Annotated in this window: 1 protein-coding gene; it reads left to right on the forward strand. The window is 46.9% G+C overall.

All coding sequences use genetic code 11. The annotated features are described in order from the left end of the window. Nucleotides 1-108 precede the first annotated feature (108 nt). Complete coding sequence (locus AC1TPC_RS26795) at nucleotides 109-1,410, forward strand: IS1380 family transposase (RefSeq protein WP_482069768.1); 1,302 nt, start codon at nucleotides 109-111, stop codon at nucleotides 1,408-1,410. Nucleotides 1,411-1,587 lie beyond the last annotated feature (177 nt).

Consider the following 1,587-nt stretch of genomic DNA (forward strand, 5'->3'; position numbering starts at 1 on the left):
CCTGAATTACGAAAGTACCATCACATAAAAATATAAAAAAGTGCCCCGATCTTTGGTAGAATGGTGTTTGCGAAGACAACATCACCCAAAGAGAGGAGCAACCATAAGATGAAGTCTACCACAAAAATCTCGAACTTGAAAACGGAATTTTCTATGAGAAATGCCACAAATTTTGCAGGTGGCAAAGTGATCCTTGCATATCTCGAAACCATTGGCTTGAGCCAAGCTCTAAAATCCCTCGGATTGGCTAAGTCGGTTAACGCCATCTTTCCTACTGAACGCATCCTTCTCTACCTCATCATCGGTTGGATCATGGGCTGCGAGCGTCTCTTCCATTTCAAATCACTTCAAACGGATGCCTTGGTGCGCCATGCACTCGGTGGTCGCTTGCCTCATCACAGTCTACTTAACAAGGAACTCATTCGCTTCGGAGCTTCTCACGATGAAATGGCTCCCGCGCTCAAGAAAATAAATATAGATCTCATCGCACCGTTGCTGCCCGAATCACTTATTCTCGATTTGGATTCTACCGTCGAGACCGTTTATGGTCATCAGCAGGGCGCTGCCGTTGGCGTCAACAGCCATAAGCGAGGTCGTAAAAGCTATCATCCGCTGCTCGTCTATGAAGGGCAATCCAAGCTGTTGGTGAATGCGGCGCTACGACCCGGAAATACGGGAAGTTCCACTGACGTGCTCCCCTTTGCTGAACAGACGTTGGACTTGCTCGGCAATCGGCATGTTAGCTATGTGCGATTTGACAAAGGTTTTGGCGGCGAAGACTTTTATGCCTTCTGGGAAACACGTCAAATCGGTTATGTCGGCAAATTAAAATGGACCAATCGTCTTGCTCAAAAAGTGAGCGAGTGCAAGCACTGGACACGCTTCGTCGATGAGGATTGGATCATCGAAGGTATCGTACTGTGCTACAAAGCCAGCACCTGGGACAAGATGAGGCGTGTGGCGGTCATTCGAAAGATGCAGCGTTACGCTAATGATCATCCTCAGCTTGAACTAGACCTGTTCTGGCAGTATGAAGCAATGGTCACCACGGAAGGCTGGGAGGCCATTGATGTATGGCGTTTCTACAACCAGCGCTGCTGCATGGAGAACTACATCAAGGAAGGCAAAAACGGATTTGCTATTCACCGAATTCCGTCGCAGTCCTTTGGTGCGAATGAGATTGATCTTTTGCTCAAGCTGCTCGCCTACAATCTGTTCGAGCGATTCAAGTTGAAATGCTGCGATCCGATTCACCGTTCCTTCACGATTGGGCGGTTTCGTCGTGAGTTTATTCATTGTGCCGGCATTCTCGTGCGAAGCGGTCGCCAATACACCTTAAAGTTAGCAGAATCATTCCAAAACCGGTGGTCATGGCTTCAAATGGAACGGAAAAGTATTTTATTGGAATAAACAATAATCCCAAAATTAGTCTTGGAAATTCGGTTGCCCCTTTGTGTGGGGAGGGGGAAGTTCTAGCTGCATTTCACCGTCAAACAACTTATCACTAAATACTCATCCTATAAATGGATAGTTTTCCCTAATTGTGTAGCCGCCTGTGCTTATTATATTGGGCTTTCGTAATTCAGG

The sequence above is a fragment of the Paenibacillus sp. Y280 genome (genome assembly GCF_056786335.1).

Excerpts from the sequence above, each read along its gene's own strand:
- AC1TPC_RS26795 (WP_482069768.1), top strand. The coding sequence starts at position 109 with ATGAAGTCTACCACAAAAATCTCGAACTTGAAAACGGAATTTTCTATG.